This window comes from uncultured Gemella sp., from assembly GCF_963519265.1.
GTDB lineage: Bacteria > Bacillota > Bacilli > Staphylococcales > Gemellaceae > Gemella.
On record NZ_CAUQNQ010000097.1, the window covers coordinates 1 to 4,665 of the forward strand.

The 4,665-nt window shown below is 29.2% G+C and carries 2 protein-coding genes and 4 tRNA genes; 5 read left to right on the forward strand and 1 reads right to left on the reverse strand.

Features of this window, described 5'->3' with window-relative positions; translation table 11 throughout:
- Positions 1-6 precede the first annotated feature (6 nt).
- The 4 genes from RWN11_RS07255 (at position 7) to RWN11_RS07270 (ending at position 367) form a co-directional block, all read left to right on the forward strand.
- Positions 7-90: transfer RNA gene (locus tag RWN11_RS07255), tRNA-Tyr, on the forward strand.
- A gap of 13 nt (positions 91-103) precedes the next feature.
- Positions 104-179 (forward strand) — tRNA-Gln (locus tag RWN11_RS07260).
- A gap of 1 nt (position 180) precedes the next feature.
- Positions 181-253 (forward strand) — tRNA-Lys (locus tag RWN11_RS07265).
- A 42-nt stretch (positions 254-295) separates the two neighbouring features.
- A tRNA-Glu gene (locus RWN11_RS07270) sits at positions 296-367 on the forward strand.
- Positions 368-483: 116 nt separating this feature from the next.
- On the opposite strand, the gene RWN11_RS07275 is transcribed toward RWN11_RS07270, so the two are convergent.
- Positions 484-1,776, reverse strand: coding sequence for a cytidine deaminase (locus tag RWN11_RS07275; protein WP_314161072.1), 1,293 nt, complete (start codon positions 1,774-1,776; stop codon positions 484-486).
- Positions 1,777-1,968: 192 nt separating this feature from the next.
- On the opposite strand from RWN11_RS07275, the gene gshAB reads away from it, so the two are divergent.
- The gene (gene gshAB / locus RWN11_RS07280; RefSeq protein ID WP_314161073.1) at positions 1,969-4,230 is read left to right on the forward strand and encodes a bifunctional glutamate--cysteine ligase GshA/glutathione synthetase GshB; all 2,262 of its coding nucleotides are present in this window, start codon (positions 1,969-1,971) and stop codon (positions 4,228-4,230) included.
- Positions 4,231-4,665: the final 435 nt, after the last annotated feature.

A 4,665-nucleotide genomic window follows, 5' to 3' on the forward strand; every position in this document is an offset into this window, starting at 1 on the left:
TAAGCCGGGAAGATAGCGAAGAGGCTAAACGCGGCGGACTGTAAATCCGCTCCTTCGGGTTCAGTGGTTCGAATCCACTTCTTCCCACCATTCTTTATAACATTGGGATATAGCCAAGCGGTAAGGCAACGGACTTTGACTCCGTCATTCCCCTGGTTCGAATCCAGGTATCCCAGCCATGAGCCATTAGCTCAGTTGGTAGAGCATTTGACTTTTAATCAAAGGGTCGAAGGTTCGAGTCCTTCATGGCTCATTAATTAAATATAAGGCTATTAATTTAGCCTTTAAATTTTTTGGCCCGTTGGTCAAGTGGTTAAGACACCGCCCTTTCACGGCGGTAACACGGGTTCGAATCCCGTACGGGTCATCTTAACCTAGTCGTAGCTTTTGTTACGACTTTTTTTATGTAAGAGAAAGAAATTAAAAATAGTATACTATAAAAATAATGGTCATCAGAATTTATATTCTAATGACCATTTGTCTTTATTTTTTTAATTCTTTTGCTGTAAAACTTAGAGGTAGTACTTCTTGAAAGAAGTTATATACAGCATAGGTATTTTCAGAAGTACCTAAGATTAATTCAAAATCTTCGTCTGCAAATTCAGAAATTACTTGTCGACAAACTCCGCAAGGTGGACAATAATTTTCTAAATTGCCATTAGGACCACCTACTACTGCGATTTTTTTGAATTTTGTAACTCCTTCACTTACAGCTTTAAAAATTGCTGTTCTTTCTGCACAGTTTGTGGGAGAATAACTAGCATTTTCTATATTGCAACCAGTATAGATTTTTCCATTTTCAGCTAGTATCGCAGCACCTACTTTAAAATTAGAGTAGGGAACGTAAGCATATTTTGTTGCATCGATTGCTGCTTTTACTAATACTTCATTGATATCTTCTTTAATTTCATTGTTTTGCTCTATTAATTTGAATATAGTATCCGCAACACCACCTTCAGAATTTGTTTTTTCTGTTACGTATTTAGCGTGTTCTTTTAATATTGTATTACCATTTTTCATAGCAACGCTGTATCCAACAATATCTAGCATTGCTTGATCATTCAGATTATCGCCAATTGCGACAGTATTTTCTAAGTTTATTCCATAGATTTTCGCTATTTCTTTTAAGGCTTCACCTTTAGTGGCATTTTTATGCATTATTTCTATATTATTCGTACCAGATGATGTCACACTTATATTTGTATTTTCTGATAATAGTTTGGTAGCATTTTCTAGTTTCGATATATCATTAGATATAGCTATTATTTTGATTGGGGGATTTTCTTCTTCATTAAGGAATAATTCTATATTCTCAACCTCAGTAATATACCCCATATCTAATTTTAGCTGTGCTTCTGCACGTAAATGCTCAACGTCTGGATCATAGCCATTAGACCTAATTAAATCTATATACGCGTTTATATCAGTTTCTATACTTTTAGTATATATAGTATTTTTTGTATAAAGTTGATAACTTATATCAAAACTTTTCAATATTTCAATTGTATAGTATAAATCTTTAGGTATCATAGGAGTAATACTGATGATATTACCATTTTTATCATAGACAATACCACCATTAAAACTAATCACATCACAATTAATATTTTCTTCATTTAATGCTGGTAAAGCTTCATAATAGGCTCTCCCAGTCGCTACTACAAATTCTATTCCTTGATTTTTGGCATAATTAATAAGTTCTACATTCTCTTTTGGAATTTTGTGGTTATGATTTAATAAAGTTCCATCCATATCACTAGCTATTAATTTTATCATAAAAAATTTAGAAATACGATAGTAAATCGTATTTATCCCCTTTCTTAAGTGTAATTTGATTATAACATATATATAAGAATATTGTAAGAGAGTAATAGAATTTCACTATGAATTGAGTTCAATTTCTATTATTAATTATGTATTTATGATAAGATAGAAGATAACTATATTGTTTGTAGAGAGTGATATAATATGATAATTAAAGATATAATAAAAAATAATAATTTAGAAGAATTATTTGCTAATGTGAAAATTGGTATAGAAAAAGAAGGACAACGTGTTTTAAAGAATGGGGAAATAACTAAAACTAATCATCCAAAAATATTTGGAGTAAGACACGAACATCCTTACATCCAGACTGATTTTGCTGAATCACAGGTCGAGTTGATAACAACACCAGAAAATAACGAAAAAGATGTTTTAAGAATTTTGAATGCTATTCATGAAGTTACATTAAAAAATATGCCAAAAGATGAATATATTTGGCCTTTGAGCATACCTGCGATATTACCAAAAGAAGAAGATATCAGAGTTGCACAATTTGAAAAAAAATCTGATATTGCGTATAGAGAATATTTGGTAGAAAAATATGGAAAATATAAGCAAATGGTATCAGGTATACATTATAATTTCCAATTAGATGATGTGTTAATGGAAAGAATATCTGAAGTTACTAAAAAAGATCTTGTAGGTGTAAAGAATGATGTTTATTTAAAACTAGCTAGACAATTTTTAAGATATCAGTGGTTATTAGTTTATTTATTTGGTGCTTCACCATTTGCTGAGGATAAATATTTTACAGATGGCAAAAAACCAACTGATTTTGTAAGAAGTTTAAGAACTAGTAGATATGGTTATGTAAATGAAGATGATATTAAAGTATCATATAGTTCGTTAGAAAGATATATTAAAGATATAACAGGATATGTAGAAAATAAACAATTAATAGCTGAAAAAGAATTTTATTCTAGTGTCCGTTTTAGAGGTGCAGATACTATCAAAAAATTTCCAAATCAAGGAATTAAGTATATTGAATTTAGATTATTTGATTTAAATCCATTCGCACCTTTTGGTATTTTAGAAAAAGATATTAGATTTGTACATTTATTCATAAAAACTCTAGTTTGGTTAGAAGAAGAGGATAAAAATACTTCTGAATTTTTAGGGTATGAATACAGTGAGAATGTAGCACTTTCACATCCAATGGAAAAGGTTAAGTACGAAGAAGAGGGACTGTGGCTATTAAATCAAATGAAAGATATGGTAGAAAAAGTAGGTCTACTAGAAGATGATATTGTTTTAATAGATGAAAAGATTGAAGAATTAAAAAATCCTGAACTTACTATAGGAGCTAGACTTTTAAAAGAATATCAAAAAGAGAATGATATGGTTAAAGTAGGAATGAAGTTAGCTAAAATTTATAAAGAGGATGCTTTAGGAGAATATTATTCATTAAGTGCATATTCTAATATGGAACTGTCTACACAAGCTGTAATTGAAGATGCAATAAAAAATGGTATTAAAGTTACTGTTATTGATGAAAATGATCAGTTTATTCGTTTAGAAAGCAATGAAAGAGTAGAATATGTAAAAAATGGAAATATGACAAGTAAAGATAGTTATATTTCTCCGTTGATTATGGAAAACAAGGTTGTTACTAAAAAAGTATTAGCTGAAAAAGGTTTTAGAGTACCGAAAGGATATGAAGTTTCTAGTTTAGAAGAAGCATTACAAAAATTTAATTATATAAAAAACAAACCAATTGTAATAAAACCTAAGAGTACGAATTTTGGATTAGGAATAACAATTTTTAAGGAAGGAACTAGTTCAGTAGAAAACTATTCTAAAGCTATAGAGTTTGCTCTTAAAGAAGACAAAGATATGCTTATTGAAGAGTTTATTGAGGGTACAGAATATAGATTCTTTGTTATTGAAGGAAAAACTGAAGCTGTATTATTAAGAGTACCTGCAAATGTTGTAGGTGATGGTAAACATACAATAAGAGAATTGGTTGAACAAAAAAATTCGGATTCACTAAGAGGAGATGCTAAGAAAACTCCTCTGAAAAAAATTGAACTTGGAGAAATCGAAAAACTTCAATTATCTGAACAAGGATTAAATTTCGATTCTATATTAGCTGTGAATGAAGTGGCATATCTTAGAGAAAATTCAAATATCAGTACAGGTGGAGACTCTGTGGATATGACAGATGAGGTTCATGAAAGCTATAAAGAGCTAGCTGTCGAAATAGCGAATGCTATGATGGCTAAGGTTTGTGGTGTAGATTTAATAATTTCAGATATAAAAGAAGAAGTTAGTAATACTAATTATGGAGTTATCGAAGCCAATTTTAATCCTATGATGATGATGCATATTTATCCACATTCAGGAAAATCAAGAAGATTATCGTTAAATGTATTAAAAATGTTATTTCCTGAAAAAAATATAAAATAGATTGCCAGTAAATTTTTAATGCTATATAAAGATGATAATGTAACCCAAAAGGTTAAGTTATTGTCTTTTTTTATGGTTAGGAATAAAAAAACAATTGTAATATTATGAAAGCATGAAAATAATATTTTCACAATATAAATTTTTCTATAAAATTTTATATATTTTCCTGTAAAAACATATAAAATTTTTAATTACAAAAGCGACTCAAAAGGTTTTGTAATTATTGATATGAAAAATAATATATCTTACATTTAAATATTAATAATAGAAATCGATTGCATGTGTGTAAAGTAAGAAACTAAAACATTTACAAAAAAAATAATAAATGATATAATCTATCTGTATGCAAAGGTATACACGTCATAATAAATAAGAATTAAATAAAAGGAGGTACTAAGATGGTAGGAATTATCATCGCGAGTCACGGTGAATTTG

Coding starts and splice junctions, on each gene's coding strand:
- gshAB (WP_314161073.1), top strand. CDS start 1,969: ATGATAATTAAAGATATAATAAAAAATAATAATTTAGAAGAATTATTT.
- RWN11_RS07275 (WP_314161072.1), bottom strand. CDS start 1,776: ATGATAAAATTAATAGCTAGTGATATGGATGGAACTTTATTAAATCAT.